Genomic DNA, 22,729 nt, shown 5'->3' with positions numbered 1-22,729 from the left:
CTAGTTGCTAGGTGGGCTGAAGGTTTCAAACTGGTTAGGTAGGTATTCCACCAGCGTTCCTGACAATTTCACATAAGTCTGTAACGCTGAGGGCAATGATAAAAATAGCCTCGGTAGTTGAGCAACAAATTGTTGGTCATTATCGCGAACCTTCGCTTGTTCAAACGCCAGAGGCAAATCAGCGAAGGTGCTAAACATGGTTAAGCAATGAGACAAATCCTTAGTGGCTGAAGGCATGGCATTGGGGTTTTTGTTGTGCATTTTTTGCCATGCGTTATTCCATACTTTTTCAAGTCGAGTGTGACCCGCTAGCACTCCATTACACCAACGAGATAACGCCAACCGCTCGGAGTTAATTTTTTGCGCGTCTGGCGGCAATTCAAACCGGTCGTCTAGGCACACTTGGTCATCACGCATCAATCTCAATTGATGCTGTAGCAAACCCATTAAGATATCAGTCAATTTATCTGCCGTTTCAGTATCAGGCAATTGCCCGTGCTCTTTGAAAATCCACGGTAACCACACCTCTGGCATCGGGATTTCAGGTGCTGACGCCACCGCAAAAACTAGCCCATTTAAATAATCTACTGAAAACAAGGCATGCGATAAAGCATCGCCTTGACAGAGTGCCTTGAGTTCTTGTTCTCTTACAAAAGTAATAGTCATGGTTGCACTGCCACTTGATTAATTAATTGGATTATCCGTAATTCGCTTACCTGGCGCAATGCGCCACTTTGCTCGTGGTAGCTTAGCCCTGTATTTTGTTTCGCTAAATCACTCAACGAATAAACGCAACCAGCGGCGAAAGGGCCATTATTAGTGTCTTTCACGGAATGAAGATATAATCCCCTGAACTAAAAATTAAGGACAATTAAGACACAATGAATCCATTAATAGAGCATGCGCTGTCCGTTTTTATGGCCTTTTTCGCCATTATGAATCCAATCGCCAACACAGCGGTGTTCTTTGGCTTAGCCGGGGACAAAAACAAAGTCGAACAAAGAAGAATTGCCGCAAAATCCTTACTCATCTCCTTTTTTGTTATTGTCATGTTCGCCGTGTTAGGAAAATCTATTTTTCATTTATTCGGTATTACGCTTTCGGCACTTCGCATTACAGGGAGCATACTGGTGTTTTTGATAGGCTATCAAATGCTTCAGGGATCTAATTCGAAATTACACACTGCCGAGGAAACTACCGATACGGATATAACCGTGTCGCCTCTTGCGGTGCCACTTCTAGCAGGTCCGGGGACTATTGCTACTGCAATGAATTATTCTGCTGCAGGCGGATGGATGGAAATTATCATTACCCTGCTCGCTTTTTCTGCACTGAGTCTTATTACCTTCTTTTGCTTTATTTACAGTTCAAAGATACTCAATGCTGTTGGTGAAAGCGGTGTGGATATTATCACTCGTTTAATGGGGCTCATATTAGCGGTAATTGGTGTACAGATGTTAGTTGCAGGATTAAATGCAGCCATCACGTTTTCAGCTATCTCAGGCTGACCTTGACACTGGCCGACGTTAAAGCCAGTGGGGTTGATGTGATTAGCGAGAATGGTATTAGTGTAACGCTTTATCCAGTGCGATTTTAAAACGCGAAAAATCTTCTATTTGTGGCAAATGCCCCAAGTCAGCTAACTCATACAACTTAGCGTCTTTGAATTGCTTTATCACCTGCTTACCCAGCAAATCATAACGCCCTAACTCATGAGTATTGCCTATTTTTTGCCAGTTTCGCCCGGGAGCCGTTCTGTCTCGTGTGCCAATAATCAAGCGAGTAGGCACTGAGATATATTTAAACTCTTCGATGACAGGCTGGGTAAATATCATGTCGTAGGTTAGTGCGTTAACCTTTGCAATGCTATCGCTATCAGGCCCTTGCACTTGACCAATCATAAAATGGGTCAAGTTGGCGTACTGCTGATCCCACTGCCCCGCGTAGTAGTTTTTCTGCTGGTATGCCTGAATAGACTTAGCGCTTTTCTTTTGCTCTTGCTGATAGAAAAAGTCGACATCTTTGTATTGGCTATACAACAAGTAATTCTCTAACCCAATTGGATTGACTAACAGCAACCTTGAGGTGCTTTCTGGGTAGAGTAATGCGAAGCGGCTGGCCAACATACCGCCCATAGAATGACCAAGAATGATGCCTTTTTCGATATTCAGTGATGCCATTAGCGCTTTTGTGTGACTAGCCAATACCGCAAACGAATATTGATAATCAACCGGCTTTGAAGATTTACCAAAACCTATTTGATCTGGGATCAACACGCCATACCCTTGCGCGCGCAAATGGTCCGCAGTAGATTGCCAATAGGCGCCGTTAAAATTTTTACCATGCATCAATACCACCACAGGTTTATTTGCCGCACTCGGTAAATACATGTAGCCCATATCTAACGATTGCCCTTGAGACTCAACCGCGAAGTGCTTAACGGCATACGGGTAAGGAAACTCACTTAAGGTGGCGTCGTATTCCAAGGAAGCAACATCCACTGTTTTATCAGCACCATTGGCACTTGGCTTCACCGCCCCACTATTAGAGGGCATTGCCGATACAGACGTCACAACCAACGCTATCAATAATCCTAGTAATCTCATTGAGCTTCCTCATTTTATTTTGTGCCGATTTTAAAGGCAACAAATGCTAGCAATAGTAAGTACACACTTACCTTTCAATCACCAAATAAAGTGCATATTTGTGCTGATCTTCGTCCCTTGCACGAATGCAGCTCTCTACTGCGCTGTAATATTAGGCTTATGTCTCGGCTATTTGATATTCACCTTCAGCGCTTAGCATACGTAAGCTTTCTTCAGCTAAACCAGCCCCAGCTTCGGTAAACATGTTGAATACATAATCCGTTCCCGTAGACATCAGTTTTTCTACTTCATCGTCGTATCGGGCAATAGCAGCTATCTTCCCTTGGTACTTCGCCACACGTAATTGTTGCGTGATATGAGTGGTGTCATCAACAGACGGTAATGCCAGTAAAATAAGTTTGATATCAGTGGTATCGACGTTCTCCCACATATCGGCATCTTCGCCGTCACCTACAATCACTTTTAAACCATCTTCTTGGAGTTTTCGTACGCGCTGTGGATCTGCATCTACGCCGCACAGCTCATCTCCCAATGAAGGCCGCAAAGCGCCATACGCTCCTTTGCCTACTCGTCCCATACCAATCAGTAATACGCTTGCACCTTCAGGTTGCTGATAAATATCTTCTCTCAGGCGAATGTTACTTTCGTATTGGCGCAGGGTATCTTTCAATTTTAGGTACTGACTGTGGGCAGACTTATAACGCAAGCTGGTGAATACGAAAGAGAACGATACAGCAAGCGCCACAATGACTAACCACTGGGGAGTAAGCCAACCAGAACTAACGGCCAACGCGGCTACAATTAAGCCAAATTCGCTAAAGTTACTGAGCACCAAACCGGACAGATAAGCCGTGCGAGCACGTAGCTTGAATTGCACAAATGTCACAAAGAAGAGTAAAAACTTAAGCGGCACCAGCACACATAAAAGCAATGCAATCATCACCATTTCAAGATCGGGCAATGCTATCAACCCTATAGATAAGAAAAATCCCACAAGAAACAAGTCTTTAAAACTGAGTAGCGATTTATTTAATTCTGCCGCTTTTGCATGGGGAGCGATTAACATGCCTAAAATCAACGCTCCTAAATCCCCTTTCACACCGACTAAATCGAATATGTAATAGCCGCCAAGTGCAAACAGAAAACCGGTGAGTGGGAGTAATTCACCATGCCCAGCGCTATTAATTAAGCGGTACAGTAAAGGACGAGCGAACCACAAAGCAAATAACGCGAACGCCCACAGTGTTGGTGCTTTTCCTGCTGCGAATACCAAAAACAGCACAGCGAAGATGTCTTGCATAACCAAAACACCGATAGCGATTTTGCCGTGACGCGTTTTTATTTCCCCGCTTTCTTCGAGAATCTTGACCACGCAAACTGTGCTTGAAAAGCTCAGAGCAAAAGCAAGAAGAGCCGCTTGTTGGAGCGTCATGTCAGCGAAATACGATAACCCTAAATATGTCACGCCATATATGACACCAGTGACCAACAGTACCCAAATCACCATGTGCTGGGCACTGGCAACCCATACCTCGGGTTTAAGTAAATCGCGCACATTTAATTTGAGACCGATGGTGAACAACATCAGTGTAATGCCTAAATCCGCCAAAGCCTGCAGATTTTCAGAGCTTTCGAAGCCAAAGTAATTAAGCAAAAAACCCGCGCTAAGAAAACCAATCAATGGCGGTAAGCCCAATTGTTTCATACTCAAACCGCCCACAAAGGCGAACAAAAGCCACATTAATTCCATATGCACTACTACGATAGGTTCTTTTGCCCGTAGCATGGCAACTTTGGATTATTAATCAAGAGGTAAGATCCGCTTAATTATGCAATTACTTTAGAACAATGAAGGTAAGGATAAAAAATGTACGCCTAGAATGCACAAAAGCCACAATAAGGTCGATAATTGAGCGTTCTTGGCTTTTAGCGCATTTATCGTCTCGCGCTTAAAAAATAGACAGAAATAGCCTAAACGCCGCCATTTTGCTCGCTCTTAGGGCTATCAGTGTCAAAAAAACTTCACCAAACGTTAATATAAAGTTAAGAAATGTATTCTATTTTACCCACTCCTATGGTAAATATTATTTGAAATTTTCATTTGAGTTCGAATGGAAAGCTCAAAGATTTCAATGCTATACATTATGTAATAATGGAGATCTCAATGGATACATCTGAATTATTAACTGTAATTGATACCGAATCCCGCCCGAATAAAACGAAAACAACAAAAAGAAAGTGGAGAGAGATTGAAGCAATTCACGACCGCTATAAACTACGGCAAGAATTGCGTGAGCTAGGTATGACCCAAGCCGACGAATTAGAGATGTTCTAATCTCTTAAAAAAAACCGCTGAAGTGACCCTTCAGCGTTTTTTTTAATTTTATGCTTGGCAAATATTGACTAGGATTAACCTAATTTGTCAGTAGCAATTTTATAACGTGGGTCTTCATTCAGGTTCATTTCAACATAGCCTTGAGCCTTGCTCATTAAAGCGCGGCATTCTGCTGAGATGTGCCTAATATGAAGCTTCTTACCCTGTAGCTGATATTTGTCAGCCAAAGAGTCAATTGCATCTACTCCTGAGGAATCCCAAACACGAGAGTCATTAAAATCAATCACCACATCTTGCGGGTCATTTTGTGGGTCGAACAAGTCTTTAAAGTAAGAAACAGAGCCAAAGAACAGCGGCCCTTGTAGCTCATATACTTTCCATCCATCTTCGTCAGTATGCGTCTTGGCAGAAATGTGCTTAGCGTGTTTCCATGCAAACACCAGTGCCGACACTATTACGCCAACCACTACCGCAATAGCCAAATCAGCGATAACAGTAACTGCCGTCACCAGAAATAGTACAAATGCATCTTCTTTATTTACACCGCGAATAATACGGAAAGAGGCCCACTCAAACGTACCGATAACCACGATAAACATAACACCGACAAGGGCTGCTAGCGGGATCATTTCAATCAAAGGAGCAGCGAAAAGAATGAAGCCAAGAAGTACTAACGCCGCTGTGATGCCAGATAAACGACCGCGACCGCCAGAGTTGATATTAATCATACTTTGGCCAATCATGGCGCACCCGCCCATACCACCGAAGACACCGTTAACTGTGTTTGCCACACCTTGGCCAACACATTCACGATTGCCGCTTCCACGGGTATCGGTCATTTCATCGATGAGTGACAACGTTAACAACGATTCAATCAAACCAACTAACGCCAGAATCACGGATGTAGGTAAAATGATATATAAAGTTTGAAGGTTAAAAGGCACCATAGGAATAGCAAAACTAGGTAGCTCACCTGCTAACGTCGCGGTGGCTTTTTGCTCTTCAGGCAACATATCGCGCACAAAATCGATAACAGTGCGTGCTTCTAAATCTAAGCCATGCACTAAAAGCGTTACGGTGACAATAGCGACTAAAGATGCAGGAACTGCTTTGGTTAACTTAGGTAACAGGAAAATAATTGCCATGGTTAAGCCAACTAGACCCAGCATGTAATACAGCGCACTACCCTGCATCCATTCCAATTCACCCAATGCGTTGGTGATCTTAAATTGACCAAGCTGTGCCAAGAAGATCACGATAGCCAAGCCATTTACAAACCCGAGCATAACGGGGTAAGGGACCAGTCGTATAAACTTACCCAGTTTAAACACCCCGGCCAAGATTTGCAGTAGGCCGGCCAATAACACAGCAGCAAACAAATATTGCACGCCATGCTGAGCAACCAACGCTACCATGACTACAGCCATAGCGCCTGTGGCACCAGAAATCATACCTGGTCGCCCGCCAATTGCAGACGTAATCAAGCCCATCATAAAAGCAGCATACAAGCCGACCATTGGCTCAACACCTGCTACGAATGCAAACGCAACCGCTTCTGGCACTAGCGCTAATGCAACCGTGATACCCGACAGCACATCGTTTTTGACATTGCTGCCACGATCGCCAGTTATATCAATCATTCATTTTCCTCTATTATCTAAGAACACCCTTAATATCCGGCTATTTTACCAGCAAAAACCAGCTAGGTGTTTTAACAGTTTGTTAAACACTCATTTTTTCGTGCTCTTTGTGCCACTTGTGCCACGCTTTCTATCGCTGTGCGGTAATCAGGCATAAAAAAAGCCGGCGAACCGGCTTTTAAAGCATAAAATGCGTGTTACGCAATGATATCAAGTAGCTCAACATCAAACACAAGTGTGCTAAATGGAGCAATTGCACCGCCAGCGCCTTGCTCGCCATAAGCAAGATCATGTGGAACAAATAAACGTAACTTAGCACCAACTTGCATAAGCTGAAGAGCTTCAGTCCACCCTTTGATCACACCGCCAACAGGGAATTCAGCCGGTTGTCCACGATCGTAAGAGCTGTCGAACACAGTGCCATCTAGCAAGGTACCGTGGTAATGAACACGCACGGTAGATGCAGCAGTAGGAGTTTCACCGTCACCCGCATTCACTACTTCATACTGTAATCCGCTTTCAGTTACCGTTACTTCATCACGCTTAGCATTGTCTGACAAGAACGCTTCACCTGCTTCTTGCGCTTCAGCAAACTGAGCATTTTTAGCAGCTTGCATACGCTCGTGGATTTGATTGAATGCTTCACGCAGCGCGTCGTTAGTCACTTGCGCGGGTTGCAAGTTAAACGCGTCAGCTAGGCCTTCTTGCACGGCAGAGATGTCTAATCCGTCGAAAGGGTTAGCGCGCAATTGCTCACCCATTTGAAGACCGATACCGTAGCTTGCTTGTAGCTCAATAGTTGAAAATTTATCTGACACAATCACTCCTAGAAATTAGAACAAGGGCGTAAAATCACGCCACTTTATAAAAAATGGCCGATAGGGTATCACAAAGCGCTCGATGATTTAAAAAAGCGTCCACCTTCGCTTGATCAGTAACCAACGTTGAAAGTTTTCAGATTTAAATACATCTATCGCTGCTACGAACTTTAGGGTAAAAGTATGCATCTTGTTGCTAAGTAACCACAGTTGGTTTTTAGACAATTCACCATTTTAACAGTATGGTAACGGGCTGTTTTTAGCATTATTCTTTAATCTTCTATTATTCCAGCGGAGGCACCAGTGCCAAAAATTCTAGACTCACAACTCAAAGAAACCGTACGTAATCTAGGTTCAACGTTAGGTGACATGATCCGAGCCCAATTGGGGGATGAGTGGCTGCAACGAATAGAAACCATCAGACTAGATGGTCGCGAATCATATAAAGGCGACAGTGAATGTTCTGACAAACTTAAAGCACTATTTAGTGAGCTCGAAGATGAGCAACTGTTAGTCGTAGGTCGTGCATTTTCTCAATTTCTAAATTTAGCGAATATCGCCGAGCAAGAATTTAACAGCGCCAACCATGATCAAGACTCTATTCAAGAATTGTTCAATCATTTGGACAAAGATAACGTATCTGCAGAGACCTTCGAAAAAGCGGTAAACCAACTCAGTATTGAATTGGTATTAACTGCACATCCTACCGAGGTCACTCGCCGCACATTGATCCACAAACACAGCGAATTAGCGCAATGTTTGCGTCAAATACATCAAACGAGCTTATCTGACATTGAACGAGATAAAATTCGCACCAGAATAGCGGATTTGGTGGCACAAGCATGGCACACAGAAGAAATTCGCACCGTGCGCCCTACCCCTGTAGATGAAGCTCGTTGGGGTTTTTCGGTTATCGAAAACTCGTTGTGGGAAGCAGTACCCGATTTCGTGCGTGAGCTAAGCGCAAAATTTGAAGCGAAATACAATCTTGCGCTCCCCCTAGATGCAGCCCCAGTGAAATTAAGCTCGTGGATGGGCGGTGACCGAGACGGTAACCCATTCGTAACATCGAAGGTGACTCAGCAAGTTCTGTTACTCGCCCGTAAACGCGCAGCGAAACTGTTCGCTCAAGACGTGGATATGTTGCAAGTAGAGCTGTCGATGAGTGATTGTGACGACACAATTCGTTCAATGGTAGGCGATGAACTTGAACCGTATCGTGCACTATTACGCCCTTTGCTGGACACGCTAACCAATACCAAAAATGGTATTGCTGAATTTCTAAGCGGTGCGTCAGTAGACGACAGTAAATGGATTGCCAGCAAGGATGAGCTGCTGACTCCGCTAATGCTATGTTACAACTCGTTGCAAGCTTGCGGCATGAGCGTCATTGCCGATGGGCGCTTGTTAGACACCATTCGCCGAGTACATTGTTTTGGAGTGCATCTACTTAAGTTGGATATTCGCCAGGACTCTGAGCGTCACGCTGACGTATTCAGTGAGCTTACCCGCCACTTAGGCATGGGCGACTACGGCAATTGGAGCGAAGAAGACAAGCAAGCATTCTTGTTAAAAGAATTGAGCTCGAAGCGACCTTTATTTCCAGCCAAATGGCAGCCCTCTGCCGACGTTCAAGAAGTGATTGATACTTGTAAAGTGGTCGCACAGCACAGTGAAGAAGGCTTCGGTATTTACATTATATCAATGGCGAGTTTACCTTCAGACGTGCTTAGCGTGCACCTATTGTTGCGCGAATTCGGCGTGACATGGCCTATGCCTGTTGCCCCGTTATTCGAAACGCTTGACGATCTGAATGCTGCTGCCACTGTTATTGATGCCTTAATGAATATCGACTGGTATCGTGGTTATATTCAAGGTCATCAGTACGTAATGATAGGTTATTCTGACTCAGCGAAAGACGCCGGCGCTATGGCTGCAGGTTGGGCTCAGTACGAGTCGCAAGAAGCCCTTGTTGGGATTGCTGAAAAGTACGGCGTTGAGCTAACGCTGTTTCATGGTCGCGGCGGTACAATTGGGCGTGGTGGTTTACCCGCTCATGCAGCGATCCTGTCTCAGCCTCCAGGCTCTTTATCTGGCGGTTTCCGTGTTACCGAGCAAGGTGAAACCATTCGTTATAAATTTGGCATGCCGCAACTTGCTCAGCGCAGTTTAGCTTTGTACGCCAGCGCGATATTAGAAGCCCTAATTTCGCCGCCGCCAGCGCCGAAACAAGAATGGCGTGATTTAATCACCGAAGTGGCTGCAAACGCGCGCGACAACTACCGCAATACAGTACGTCACGATGAGAATTTCGTGCCTTATTTCAGAGTCGCCACGCCGGAACAAGAACTAGGCAAATTGCCACTGGGTAGCCGCCCAGCCAAGCGTAAACCTAGCGGCGGGATCGAAAGCCTACGTGCTATACCTTGGATATTCGCATGGGCGCAAACACGTTTGGTTTTACCGTCGTGGTTAGGTGCAATGAAAGCGGTTCAAACCGCTATTGACGCAGGTCATCGCCCACTGATCGACGACATGCTTCAAAACTGGCCGTTCTTTCACTCGCGCTTCTCCATGCTAGATATGGTGTTCGGTAAAGCCGACCCACGTATTAGCGCTGAATATGACAAGCGTTTGGTCCCTGAAGAACTGCGGCATTTAGGTGATGCCTTGCGTGATGAACTCAATATGAGCATGAGCTTGTTACTCGATGTGCTTCAACAAAAAGAAGTCATGGAGTCAGACCCGAAAGGTAATGAATCTATGAACATCCGTGCAGGTTACTTACAACCATTGCATTTTTTACAAATTGAATTGCTAGAGCGTATTCGTGCAAAAGGTGAAGAAGCGGACCCAACGTTGGAGCGCGCCATGATGGTGACCATCGCCGGTATTGCAGTAGGTATGAGGAATACGGGGTAGTACTCTACCCGGTAGCGTCTTCAGGGTAGCACTCTGCGAAGTAGCGCTTAAGGACGAACACGCAACACCTTCTTAAATCGTTGGTTTGATGCAATAAAAACTGTCTCAGGTAATCACTTGAGACAGTTTTTTTCATTTTACGTATAATTCCTATCATTCCACTTTACACGCCCCACAGATTGAGCTTATGGCAATAACATCCCCTTATTTGATCCCCAGCGCACCAGTCACCTTTGAAGAAGAAATAAAACGTAGCCGGTTTATCACCCTACTCTCCCATACACCTAGCGCTGCAGAGGCCAAAGCGTTTATCCAACGAATAAAAAACGCGCACCCACAAGCTGGGCACCATTGTTGGGGCTTTGTGGCTGGCCCACCCGCGGACTCGATGCAGCTAGGTTTTAGTGATGATGGTGAACCAAGCGGCACCGCTGGTAAGCCGATACTCGCTCAATTACAGGGCAGCCATATAGGTGAGATAACCGCAGTGGTGATCCGTTACTCTGGTGGAACAAAGTTGGGTACAGGAGGCTTAGTGAAAGCTTATGGCGGCGGTGTTAAACAAGCTCTGTCGCTGTTGACCACCAAAACACGTGTAGCAACAGCTCATATTGCCATTGAATACGATTACGCCTTACAGGGCGTTATAGACGATTTAACGCGTGAATATGACCTTTGTATTACGTCTTCGAGGTTTACAGAAGTAGCCTCTATCGTGGTTTCAGTAGAGGCTATTCAGGTTACAAGCTTATTGAAAAAAGCCTCTTTGTTTGAGAACACAAAGCTCAGAGCACGTCACCTAGAGCCCAAAGAATAACTGAGTCTCCAGCCAACTTAACTAGCGTTTACCTTTGCTGAACTGATGCGTTAACGCGTCCAACTGTTGCGCCAATGCATTTAATCCACCTGACTCATCTGCCATCTGAGCAATCTTTTGCATATTCACCCCAGAGCGCTTTCTGATGTCTTGCATATTACGATTTATCAACTCGATACTAACGGACTGCTCTTCTGTCGCCGCAGCTACAGACCGATTGGCTTGAGTTATGTCATTAAAATGTGAACTATTTGCCTCTAGAACCTGATGGGCGGTTCCTATGGAGCTAGCAGTAACTTGAGATTGCTCAATTATCGAGGTGATTTCTTTAGTTGCTGATGCCGAGGTCACCTTGAGCTCTTGCATAATCGCTTGCACTTCATGAGTAGAGTCTGCCGTTCGTTTCGCTAATGTGCGAACTTCATCTGCTACCACAGCAAAGCCTCTACCTTGCTCTCCCGCTCGCGCCGCCTCAATGGCGGCATTCAACGCGAGTAGATTCGTTTGATCGGAAATAGCTTGAATATTCTCCAGTACTTTAGCAATGGTGTCCGTGTTATTGCTCAGTGAACGAATGACCTCGGCCACATCGTTTATCTTAGTCACTAATCCATTAATATCTTGCTGGGTGTTAGTGATAACCTGAGATATTTGATCTCCTTCAGAATTGATTTGCACCGCCACCACCGTTGCAGATTCAGCACTTTTTGCCACTTCACTTACTGCACTGCTCACCTGACTTAGATTCATCGATATATCTTGAGTGTGCTCATCGCTTTGTTGCGCACTTTCTAAGGTTTGGCCGGCGATATTTTGTAATGAACGCGCGACATCTTTAAGCGCTATACTGTTTCGCATTACGTCACTAAACGTCATATCTAATTGATTAACGAAATCGTTGTAGCCCTTTGCAACATCTGCTAATTCCTTTTGACCCGTTTCAGGTAAGCGATAAGCAAGATCCGCGTTCCCTGTTCCTAATTTTTTAAAGACGCCTGCAAGTTCATTGATGGGCCGCGTAATACTGGTAGCGACGAACCACGCGGCCAAACAGGCTATTGCTGCAATTAGAATTGACCAGAGCGTAATATTCCATACTGCGTTGTCTAAGGTGGCGAATATTTCGTTGTACGGTACTTGGGCCACGACATACCAATTCATGCTGGGTATATAACTGCTTACGACGAACATTTTGGTATTGTTCATCTCTACAATGGCTAGATTGAAGTCGCTCTTTTCTAATAAGCTGGTCCCACTCCCATTACCATATAAGGCATCTAGGTTGGCGTTATTAATCAGTCCTGTTTCAGTATGAAGTCGAACCAGCCCTTGATCATCAACCAAATAAACGAAACCCGATGCTTCTAACTTAAAACTTGCGAGCAAATCGACAACGTCTTTAAAGGACTTAGCGGTACCAGATAACCCCCTTCCATTGGCTTGCTGATAGTTTACGAACAAATCTGTTTTACCCGTATTTGGATCTCGATAAACGCTGACCATATCGGCTCGTTTACTTTGGATGTATTTAAAAAACCAACCATCAGCCGTATCGTCTTTTAAAGTACGCAGAAAACCCTCTTGATTCCAGTAACGATTCGTCTGTTTGTCCGCAAACGAAGCGGCACTCAAGTTGTGCTGACTCACGGTATTTTGCAATAACTGAACAAGGAGTTTCTCACCTTCTGCTGATTGCCCTTGCTCGTTCCATTGCAGAATAAAGGGATCTGTCGCAATTTGAGTAGCGACAATTTGCATGGCTGTTATTTTGCCGTCAATTTCACTTGCGATCCGCTTAACAACGTTGGGTAACTCTGTGCCAAGTACACGATCCTCGATCGTGGTGCGAGCGGTCATCATGCTGATACCGCCTACTAATGTAGAGGTTAACAATACGAAGATACTCAGAGTGAAAATAATTTTTTGCTTTATGGACAACTGTTTCATCGGTGCTCTTTTAGGACTTTGAAGAGTGTGGCGGAATTAATATTTGTATCGGCAGCGATACGCATTGCATAACACCATTCTACACAACTACAAACAAATAAAGGCTAGTAATTTTACCAGCCCTATAACTTCGAAAGTGAAGTGCTTCCGCTTTAGCGCTTAGACTGACTTACCATACAGGATAGCAACAATAGGCTTTCTGGCAGACTTAACAAAGGAGGAAACCGGAGTCTTTCTGGTGCACCGCACCAGCTGGTTGAACGACTGGCATGGGTGAAAGTCAATTTGTTTAGGCGCATTGCGCCGCCTGACTGAACGGGCACACAGGATTGTGTGCACTGGACCGAGCTACCAGGGAAGGGTTAGACCGCATTTTGTACACAGCTACATCACTCTAAAAGCGGGCCCATCACTTAGAAAGTGATTACCCCCGCTTTGTGTACAGTGACATCTAGTTGCATCACCAGGGACGGGTTAAACCTCGTTTTGTATAGACATAAAAAAAGGCCACCGAAGTGACCTTTCTTTCAAATCAATTTGCTAGTAATTAAGCAATGATTTTTGCAACAACGCCTGCACCTACTGTGCGGCCACGTTACTCCGGGCATCCTGCCCTACGCCCTACGGGCCATGCTTCGCATGTTCAAAATCGTTCCCGACGATTTTGTCACGGAATAATCCGCTTGAAGCCACACAATACGTGCAGGCACAAAAAAGGGTGAAACCGGAGGTTTTCTGGCGCACTGCGCCAGCCGGTTGAACGACCGATACGGATATCGGGCTGGCCGCATCACCAGGGACGGGTTAAACCCCGTTTTGTCTGGACATAAAAAAAGGCCACCGAAGTGACCTTTCTTTCAAATCAATTTGCTAGCTATTAAGCAATGATTTTTGCAACAACGCCTGCACCTACTGTGCGGCCACCTTCACGGATTGCGAAGCGTAAACCTTCGTCCATCGCGATAGGAGCAATCAATTCAACTACGAATTTCAAGTTGTCACCAGGCATTACCATTTCTACGCCTTCAGGAAGCTCTACAGCACCTGTTACGTCAGTTGTACGGAAGTAGAACTGTGGACGGTAACCTTTGAAGAATGGAGTATGACGGCCACCTTCGTCTTTGCTTAGTACGTATACTTCAGCTTCGAATTGAGTGTGTGGGTTGATTGAACCAGGCTTAGCTAGTACTTGACCACGCTCAACATCTTCACGCTTAGTACCACGAAGCAATGCACCGATGTTCTCACCAGCACGACCTTCGTCAAGCAATTTACGGAACATTTCAACACCAGTTACCGTTGAAGTCGTTGTATCTTTCATACCAACGATTTCTACTGCATCACCTGTGTTTACGATACCACGCTCAACACGACCTGTTACAACCGTACCACGACCTGAAATTGAGAATACATCTTCAATTGGAAGTAGGAAAGGCTTGTCGATGTCACGCTCTGGCTCTGGGATGTAGCTATCAAGGGCTTCTGCAAGCTCAATGATTTTTGCTTCCCATTGCTCTTCGCCTTCTAGGGCTTTAAGCGCTGAACCTTGGATTACTGGTAAGTCGTCGCCAGGGAATTCGTATTCTGAAAGCAATTCACGTACTTCCATCTCTACCAACTCTAACAATTCTTCGTCGTCAACCATGTCACATTTGTTCATGAAAACAACCATGAAAGGTACGCCAACCTGACGGCCTAACAAGATGTGCTCACGTGTTTGTGGCATAGGACCATCGGTCGCTGCAACTACTAGAATCGCGCCATCCATTTGAGCAGCACCAGTGATCATGTTTTTTACATAATCGGCGTGTCCAGGACAGTCAACGTGTGCGTAGTGACGAGTAGGCGTATCGTATTCAACGTGAGACGTTGAAATTGTGATACCACGCTCGCGCTCTTCAGGAGCGTTATCGATTTGATCGAATGCAGATGCTGCACCACCGTACGTTTTTGCTAGTACAGTAGTAATTGCTGCTGTAAGTGTAGTTTTACCGTGGTCAACGTGGCCGATTGTGCCAACGTTTACATGGGGTTTAGTACGTTCAAACTTTGCTTTTGCCATTTTACAAATTTCCTAAGTTAAAAACCCGGCCCTACTAATGTAGTAAACCGGACCAGACCTTTATTAAGATTGACGAGCGTCAATAATGGCTTTCGCAACATTATTAGGCGCTTCTGAATAATTAAAAAATTCCATTGAATATGATGCTCTTCCTTGCGTAGCTGAACGCAAGTCAGTGGAATATCCAAACATTTCTGATAATGGCACTTTCGCAAGAACAATCTTGATCCCAGCGACACCGTCTTCCATGCCTTCTATCACACCGCGTCGGCGATTCAAATCACCAACAACATCACCCATCCAGTCTTCTGGGGTGGTAACTTCAACTTTCATTGTGGGTTCAAGCAATACAGGTTTTGCCTCAGCAGCGCCCTTTCTAAAACCCATTGAACCAGCGATTTTAAACGCCATTTCAGAAGAGTCAACATCATGATATGAACCGTCGAACAAAGTTACCTTTACATCAAGTACCGGATAACCTGCAAGCACACCATTTTGCATCTGTTCGTGGATACCTTTATCAACGGAAGGAATGAATTCTTTTGGAATTGCACCACCGACTATATTGTTAATAAATTCGTACCCAGCCCCTTCTTCATTAGGCTCGATTGTCAGCCAAACATGACCAAATTGACCACGGCCACCTGATTGACGAACAAACTTACCTTCAACGTCGACTTTGCCACGAATAGTTTCGCGGTAAGCAACTTGAGGTTTACCTACATTGCATTCGACGCTAAATTCACGCCTCATGCGATCTACAATGATATCAAGATGAAGTTCACCCATCCCAGATATGATTGTTTGTCCTGACTCTTCGTCAGTATTAACTTTAAATGATGGATCTTCAGCCGCTAGTTTACCTAACGCTAAGGCCATTTTTTCTTGATCGGCTTGTGAGCGTGGCTCAACTGCAATAGAAATAACGGGCTCAGGGAAGTCCATCCGCTCGAGCGTAATGATATGGTTAGGGTCACACAAGGTGTCACCTGTCGTCACATCTTTGAGACCTATTGCCGCAGCAATATCGCCTGCTCGAACTTCTTTGAGTTCCTCGCGATCTTTCGCGTGCATTTGCACTATACGACCAAATCGCTCACGCTTAGCTTTAACAGGGTTATATACGCTATCACCAGTGTTAACCACACCAGAGTAACAACGGAAAAATGTTAAAGTACCCACAAATGGGTCAGTAGCGATTTTAAATGCTAAAGCTGCAAACGGAGCATCGTCATCTGCTGGACGAGTCGCTTCAGTTTCATCTTTATCATCTAACACACCAGTGATAGCTGGTACGTCTGCGGGTGCAGGTAAGAATTCAATTACTGCATCCAAAACCGCTTGTACGCCTTTATTCTTGAAAGCAGAACCACAAGTAGCGAGTACAATTTCATTATTAATTGTACGCTGGCGCAATGCGAGTTTGATCTCTTCTTCGGTTAGCTCTTCGCCTTCCAAATACTTGTCCATCAATTCGTCACTGGCTTCTGCGGCGGCTTCTACAAGTTCAGTACGTAGCGCTTCTGCTCTGTCTTGCAATTCAGCAGGGATACCTTCATAGGTAAATGTCATGCCTTGATCAGATTCATTCCAATTGATGGCTTTCATCTTAATCAAATCGATAACACCTCTGAAGTTCTCTTCTGAACCGATATTGAGGTGAATAGGAACACAGGTAGCACCGAGTCGTTTGCGAATTTGCCCAACCACTCGTTCAAAATCTGCACCGGCTCTGTCCATCTTGTTGACAAACACGACCCGGGGGACGTGATATTTGTCAGCTTGACGCCAGACCGTTTCTGATTGAGGTTCTACACCGGAAGAACCACAAAATACGACAACGGCACCATCAAGGACCCGCAAAGACCGCTCAACTTCAATCGTGAAGTCAACGTGTCCAGGCGTGTCTATGATGTTGATGCGATGTTGGTCGTATTGCTTATCCATACCTGCCCAAAAGCAGGTCGTAGCCGCCGAGGTAATAGTGATACCGCGCTCTTGTTCCTGTTCCATCCAGTCCATAGTGGCAGCGCCATCATGGACTTCACCGATTTTATGCGACAAACCGGTGTAGAAGAGAACACGTTCCGTCGTCGTGGTTTTACCTGCATCGACGTGAGCCACGATACCGATGTTACGGTAGCGATTGATAGGCGTTTTACGAGCCATAGCTTTCTCTTATTACCAACGGTAGTGAGCGAATGCTTTGTTGGCTTCAGCCATACGGTGAACGTCTTCACGTTTCTTAACCGCAGAACCTTTGTTTTCAGCAGCGTCGAGCATTTCAGCTGCAAGGCGTTGAGCCATTGATTTTTCACCACGTTTACGAGCAGCGTCAACTAACCAGCGCATACCTAGGGCATTACGACGAACAGGACGAACTTCTACTGGTACTTGGTACGTAGAACCACCCACACGGCGAGATTTAACTTCTACCGTAGGACGGATGTTGTCCAAAGCGTCTTCGAAAATTTCTAGGTGAGACTTGCCAGCTTTATCAGCAACAATGTCGAGTGCACCGTAAACGATTTTTTCAGCAGTCGATTTTTTGCCATCTAACATGACAACGTTCATAAATTTTGCAAGTAACTGCGATCCGAACTTAGGATCCGGTAGGATTTTGCGTTGACCTACAACTCTTCTTCTTGGCATCTTAATTCTCCGTAGAATTCAGGAATATCCCAAAACTCAATTAATACTTTAGTTTGGCCTTACTAACGGAGAACCGTTAAGACTTAGGCCTTTTTGCACCGTACTTAGAACGGGCTTGTTTACGTGAACTTACGCCTGCGCAGTCTAATGTACCGCGAACAGTGTGGTAACGAACACCTGGTAAATCTTTAACACGACCACCACGGATAAGAACAACACTGTGCTCTTGTAGGTTATGGCCTTCACCACCGATGTATGAAGAAACTTCAAAACCGTTGGTTAAACGAACACGACAAACTTTACGCAATGCAGAGTTTGGCTTCTTTGGAGTGGTGGTATATACACGAGTACATACACCACGGCGTTGTGGACAGGCCTGCAATGCCGCTACGTTGCTCTTCGCATCGGGCTTTTGGCGTGGCTTGCGCACTAACTGGTTAACTGTTGCCATTAACTAGCTCCTGGTTAAAATTACGACTGAGAATATCCTTACATAGGATATAAAACGCGAAAAATCCGCGGCCCAATATCTGTTACCAAATTTCGGGTCGCGGAAGTCTAATGACCAAAGTTTGACCTGTCAAGCGAGAACGCCAATAAAGACCGATTAAGGTCTAAATTGGCGTCCATACCATCTGGGTTAACAAATGATCTTATTTTTTACTCATCAGATGATGGCGTGTCCATTACTTCAGCATTAAGTGCTTCAGTTAAGGCTTGCTCCGCATCTGCTGCAGAGACAGATAGCTCTTCAACTGCCTGACGCTCTGCTAGTTTTCTTGCAGTACGTTTCTGGTGATACGCAAAACCGGTTCCGGCTGGTATCAAACGACCTACAATAACGTTCTCTTTCAAGCCACGTAACTCATCTTCTTTACCTTGCACAGCAGCTTCGGTAAGTACACGAGTGGTTTCTTGGAAAGATGCCGCTGAGATAAATGACTCAGTGGACAACGATGCTTTTGTGATACCCAATAACTGTGTTTCGTACTGAGCAGGAATTTTGCCTTGCTTTTCCAATTCACGGTTAGCGATTTTCACGTTAGATACTTCTACTTGCTCACCTTCAAGGAAGTTACTGTCGCCTGCATAAGTGATCATACACTTACGTAGCATTTGACGAATAACCACTTCGATGTGCTTATCGTTAATTTTTACCCCTTGGAGGCGGTAAACTTCTTGTACTTCATTAACGATATAGTTAGAAACAGCACTGATACCACGTAAGCGTAGGATGTCATGAGGTGACTCTGGGCCATCCGCAATAACTTCACCTTTCTCAACGTTTTCACCTTCGAACACGTTAAGTTGACGCCATTTAGGGATCATCTCTTCGTATGCATCAGCGTCTTTCGGCGTGATAACAAGACGTTTCTTACCTTTGGTTTCTTTACCCCAACCAATGGTACCTGAGACTTCCGCTAAAATAGCTGGCTCTTTAGGTTTACGTGCTTCGAACAAGTCAGCAACCCTTGGAAGACCACCGGTAATATCACGTGTTTTCGAGCTTTCCTGAGGAATACGCGCTAACACATCACCAGGCTTAGCCTGCATACCGTCAGTGGCTTCAATCGTGGTGAAACTCGGCAAACGAATTTCTTGTAAGCCATGCTCATCACTTTCAAGGATTAGCTTAGGCTCTTTAGCATTCGCCTTAGATAGATCATTTACGACGATACGTGTAAGACCTGTCAACTCATCCTGCTGCATTTCGGTGTTACTGTCATCGATGTCGGCAAAGCTGATCTTAGCTTGACGCTCAGTAACGATTGGATGCGAATGCGGGTCCCAGTTAGCAACGACTTCACCGCTAGTGACTGTCGCATTGTCATCTGTGGTTAAGATAGCACCGTAAGGCACCTTATAACGCTCTTTCTCACGACCTTGATCATCAATAATGGTGATTTCAGTTGAACGAGAAACGATAACCACTTTGTCGTCTGTGTTGCGAACGAACTTAGCATTTTGTAGCTTCAGTGTACCTGTTGTTTTGACCTGTACGCTGTTCTCAGCTGACGCTCGTGATGCCGCACCACCGATGTGGAACGTACGCATGGTTAACTGTGTACCTGGCTCACCGATTGATTGTGCTGCAATAACACCAACCGCTTCACCGTGACCAACCATGTGACCACGTGCAAGGTCACGACCGTAACACTTAGCACATACACCAAAGTCATTTTCACAGGTAATAACCGAGCGAACTTGGATTTGATCAACCGAGTTAGACTCAAGCATATCAACCAATGCTTCATCCAGTAGCACGTTACGTTCTACTAGAATTTCATTAGTACCAGGCTTCAACACGTCTTCAGCAACGGTACGACCTAGTACACGTTCACGAAGCGGCTCAACAACGTCACCACCTTCGATTAGCGGTGTCATTTTCACACCTTCGAATGTGCCACAATCTTCGTTATTGATAACCAAATCTTGTGCAACATCAACCAAACGACGAGTCAAGTAACCTGAGTTAGCTGTTTTCAATGCCGTATCGGCCAAACCTTTACGCGCACCGTGAGTAGATATAAAGTACTGAAGTACGTTTAGACCTTCACGGAAGTTAGCGGTGATTGGCGTTTCGATGATTGAACCATCTGGTTTCGCCATCAGACCACGCATACCCGCCAACTGACGAATCTGTGCGGCACTACCACGAGCACCAGAGTCGGCCATCATAAATACTGAGTTGAATGATGCTTGGTCTTCCATCTCACCGTCACGGTTCTTAACCGTTTCGATTGATAGATTTTCCATCATGGCTTTCGCTACTTTTTCGTTAGCGTTAGACCAGATATCGATAACCTTGTTGTAACGCTCACCCGCAGTAACAAGACCAGACTGGAATTGCTCTTGGATTTCACGTACTTCAGCTTCAGCACCTTCAATGATGTCTTTTTTCGCATCAGGGATAACCATGTCATCGATACCAACAGACGCACCCGCAATCATTGCGTAGTGGAAACCGGTATACATAATTTGGTCAGCCGCGATAACAGTATCTTTCAGACCTAGAGTACGGTAACAAGCGTTCAGTAGGCGAGAAATCATCTTCTTGCCCATGGCTTGGTTGATTAACTCAAAAGGCAAGCCTTTTGGTAATACCAAAGACAAGATTGCACGACCAACAGTAGTATCTGTCAATGTTACTTTCTCTGTCTTAGAACCGTCTTCTGCTACGTCATACTCAGTGATACGTACCTTAACGCGAGCGTGAAGTTCCGCATTACCCGTACGATACGCTTTTTCAGCTTCGTCTGGGCTAGTGAACATCATGCCTTCACCTAAACCATTAACACGGTCACGTGTCATATAGTACAAGCCCATTACAACATCCTGTGAAGGAACGATGATAGGCTCACCATTGGCTGGTGATAGAATGTTGTTGGTTGACATCATTAACGCACGTGCTTCTAGCTGTGCTTCGATAGTCAACGGAACGTGAACCGCCATTTGGTCACCATCGAAGTCAGCGTTATACGCCGCACATACTAATGGGTGCAATTGGATCGCTTTACCTTCAATTAGGGTTGGCTCAAACGCCTGGATACCCAATCGGTGAAGTGTAGGCGCACGGTTAAGTAATACTGGGTGTTCACGAATAACTTCGTCTAACACATCCCATACTTCCGGATCTTCACGTTCAACTAATTTTTTGGCTGCTTTAATGGTTGTCGCTAAACCACGCCCTTCTAATTTTCCATAGATGAACGGTTTGAATAGCTCAAGTGCCATCTTCTTAGGAAGACCACACTGATGTAAACGTAGAGTAGGACCAACAGTGATAACTGAACGACCAGAGTAATCTACACGTTTACCCAATAAGTTTTGACGGAAACGACCTTGCTTACCTTTGATCATGTCGGCCAAAGATTTAAGAGGACGCTTATTTGAGCCTGTGATAGCACGACCACGACGGCCGTTATCTAACAAGGCATCAACCGCTTCTTGTAACATACGTTTTTCGTTGCGCACGATAATGTCAGGTGCAGCAAGGTCTAGAAGACGCTTCAAACGGTTGTTACGGTTAATCACTCGACGATACAGATCGTTCAAATCAGATGTTGCAAAACGACCACCATCTAGCGGTACCAGAGGACGTAAGTCAGGTGGTAATACCGGAAGAACAGTAAGGATCATCCACTCTGGCTTGTTACCAGACAATTGGAACGATTCAAGTAGCTTCAAGCGCTTAGTGATTTTCTTACGACGAGTCTCAGAGTTAATGCTAGGCAACTCTTCGCGCATAGCAGCAACATCAGCATCAACGTCTAGGGCTTTAAGCAATTCGAAAACCGCTTCGGCACCCATTTTCGCTTCAAACTCGTCACCGTGCTCTTCTAGCGCATCAAGATATTCTTCTTCAGAAAGAAGTTGGCTGCGCTCAAGCGTTGTCATGCCAGGCTCGGCAACAACATATGACTCGAAATAAAGCACACGTTCGATATCACGAAGTGTCATATCAAGCATCAAACCGATACGTGACGGTAATGATTTAAGGAACCAAATATGTGCAACTGGACTTGCCAATTCAATGTGGCCCATACGCTCACGGCGTACTTTGGTTAAAGTTACTTCAACGCCACATTTTTCACATATAACACCACGGTGTTTAAGGCGCTTATATTTGCCACACAAACACTCGTAGTCTTTAACCGGTCCAAAAATACGCGCACAGAACAAGCCATCACGCTCAGGCTTGAAAGTACGGTAGTTAATGGTTTCTGGCTTCTTAACTTCACCGAAAGACCATGAACGGATCATGTCAGGTGACGCAAGACCAATTCGAATATTATCGAATTCTTCGGACTTGTGTTGTTGTTTAAGAAACTTTAATAAGTCTTTCACATTACTCTCCCAGCGGAGTCAGTTGAAAAAGCCTGATGGATGGATTAACACCCATCAGACTATCCTGTCTATAAGCTCTGCA

15 protein-coding genes are annotated in these 22,729 nt (G+C 45.1%); 4 read left to right on the top strand and 11 right to left on the bottom strand.

Annotated features, from left to right (window positions below; translation table 11 throughout):
- Positions 1-666 (bottom strand): UPF0149 family protein, encoded by a 666-nt coding sequence (locus AC0VYA_RS03145; RefSeq protein WP_475490006.1) that lies wholly within the window; start codon positions 664-666, stop codon positions 1-3.
- Positions 667-881: 215 nt separating this feature from the next.
- Between AC0VYA_RS03145 and AC0VYA_RS03140 the strand changes: the two genes are divergently transcribed.
- Entirely contained in the window at positions 882-1,508 is a 627-nt protein-coding gene (locus AC0VYA_RS03140) for a MarC family protein (RefSeq protein WP_475490005.1), read from the top strand.
- Between the two features lie 57 nt (positions 1,509-1,565).
- Here AC0VYA_RS03140 and AC0VYA_RS03135 read toward each other — a convergent pair whose 3' ends face one another.
- Positions 1,566-2,606 carry an alpha/beta fold hydrolase gene (locus AC0VYA_RS03135; RefSeq protein ID WP_475490004.1) on the bottom strand — a complete coding sequence of 347 codons (1,041 nt, stop codon included), beginning with the start codon at positions 2,604-2,606 and terminating at the stop codon, positions 1,566-1,568.
- A 157-nt stretch (positions 2,607-2,763) separates the two neighbouring features.
- Positions 2,764-4,356, bottom strand: a complete 1,593-nt coding sequence (locus tag AC0VYA_RS03130; protein ID WP_475490003.1) for a cation:proton antiporter domain-containing protein — start codon at positions 4,354-4,356, stop codon at positions 2,764-2,766.
- 414 nt (positions 4,357-4,770) lie between these two features.
- Here AC0VYA_RS03130 and AC0VYA_RS03125 point away from each other — a divergent pair, with 414 nt between their 5' ends.
- Complete coding sequence (locus AC0VYA_RS03125) at positions 4,771-4,941, top strand: DUF3545 family protein (RefSeq protein WP_006994027.1); 171 nt, start codon at positions 4,771-4,773, stop codon at positions 4,939-4,941.
- A 74-nt stretch (positions 4,942-5,015) separates the two neighbouring features.
- Here AC0VYA_RS03125 and AC0VYA_RS03120 read toward each other — a convergent pair whose 3' ends face one another.
- Together AC0VYA_RS03120 and AC0VYA_RS03115 are read right to left on the bottom strand one after the other, a co-directional pair.
- Positions 5,016-6,581, bottom strand: coding sequence for a SulP family inorganic anion transporter (locus tag AC0VYA_RS03120; protein ID WP_475490002.1), 1,566 nt, complete (start codon positions 6,579-6,581; stop codon positions 5,016-5,018).
- A gap of 197 nt (positions 6,582-6,778) precedes the next feature.
- Complete coding sequence (locus tag AC0VYA_RS03115; RefSeq protein ID WP_006994029.1) at positions 6,779-7,399, bottom strand: FKBP-type peptidyl-prolyl cis-trans isomerase; 621 nt, start codon at positions 7,397-7,399, stop codon at positions 6,779-6,781.
- 303 nt (positions 7,400-7,702) lie between these two features.
- On the opposite strand from AC0VYA_RS03115, the gene ppc reads away from it, so the two are divergent.
- Positions 7,703-10,321 (top strand): phosphoenolpyruvate carboxylase, encoded by a 2,619-nt coding sequence (gene ppc, locus AC0VYA_RS03110; protein ID WP_011573504.1) that lies wholly within the window; start codon positions 7,703-7,705, stop codon positions 10,319-10,321.
- 187 nt (positions 10,322-10,508) lie between these two features.
- Complete coding sequence (locus AC0VYA_RS03105) at positions 10,509-11,138, top strand: YigZ family protein (protein ID WP_475490001.1); 630 nt, start codon at positions 10,509-10,511, stop codon at positions 11,136-11,138.
- A gap of 21 nt (positions 11,139-11,159) precedes the next feature.
- On the opposite strand, the gene AC0VYA_RS03100 is transcribed toward AC0VYA_RS03105, so the two are convergent.
- The 6 genes from AC0VYA_RS03100 to rpoC form a co-directional block, all read right to left on the bottom strand.
- Positions 11,160-13,085, bottom strand: coding sequence for a methyl-accepting chemotaxis protein (locus AC0VYA_RS03100; protein ID WP_475490000.1), 1,926 nt, complete (start codon positions 13,083-13,085; stop codon positions 11,160-11,162).
- 877 nt (positions 13,086-13,962) lie between these two features.
- Positions 13,963-15,147, bottom strand: coding sequence for an elongation factor Tu (tuf, locus tag AC0VYA_RS03095; RefSeq protein WP_011573501.1), 1,185 nt, complete (start codon positions 15,145-15,147; stop codon positions 13,963-13,965).
- Positions 15,148-15,210: 63 nt separating this feature from the next.
- Entirely contained in the window at positions 15,211-17,316 is a 2,106-nt protein-coding gene (fusA, locus tag AC0VYA_RS03090) for an elongation factor G (protein ID WP_475489999.1), read from the bottom strand.
- A gap of 12 nt (positions 17,317-17,328) precedes the next feature.
- Positions 17,329-17,799, bottom strand: a complete 471-nt coding sequence (gene rpsG / locus AC0VYA_RS03085) for a 30S ribosomal protein S7 (protein WP_011573499.1) — start codon at positions 17,797-17,799, stop codon at positions 17,329-17,331.
- 76 nt (positions 17,800-17,875) lie between these two features.
- Positions 17,876-18,250: a 30S ribosomal protein S12 gene (rpsL, locus tag AC0VYA_RS03080; RefSeq protein ID WP_006992809.1), complete on the bottom strand. Its 375-nt coding sequence runs from the start codon at positions 18,248-18,250 to the stop codon at positions 17,876-17,878.
- 209 nt (positions 18,251-18,459) lie between these two features.
- Positions 18,460-22,647 (bottom strand): DNA-directed RNA polymerase subunit beta', encoded by a 4,188-nt coding sequence (rpoC, locus tag AC0VYA_RS03075; protein ID WP_011573498.1) that lies wholly within the window; start codon positions 22,645-22,647, stop codon positions 18,460-18,462.
- Positions 22,648-22,729 lie beyond the last annotated feature (82 nt).

The organism is Paraglaciecola sp. QJM3NY_14 (genome assembly GCF_056173245.1).
The sequence above is the reverse complement of the archived record's forward strand: the minus strand, read 5'-3'. Positions and strand labels throughout refer to the sequence as shown.